At 67.8% G+C, this 239-nt stretch carries 1 protein-coding gene; it reads right to left on the bottom strand.

What is annotated here, in order from left to right; all coding sequences use genetic code 11:
• Positions 1-239: methyltransferase domain-containing protein (locus tag ACYYG1_RS17855; RefSeq protein WP_461211673.1), on the bottom strand; the 239-nt coding region annotated here is incomplete at both ends.

Below are 239 nucleotides of genomic sequence, written 5' to 3'. Positions count from 1 at the left end.
CCTGGCGCCAAGACGTCGGCGCTGACGAGTTCCACGGATGTGCCGTCGGCGTTGCGCCTGGCGAAATGCAGGGCCACGTCGGAGTCGTCTACGGCGACCACGGTGCCCATCGGCCAATGATGCGCCAACGCGACGGCCAGCGCGCCAGAGCCCGTGCACAGGTCGACGATCAGCGGTTCCGTCGGCAATGCGGCCGATCCCAGCGATGTCATCGCCCAGTCCAGGATCGCTTCGGTCTC

This window comes from Desulfocurvus sp. DL1XJH-121 (assembly GCF_054819825.1).
Note: the sequence above shows the minus strand (reverse complement) of the source record. Positions and strands in the feature narration are given on the sequence as shown.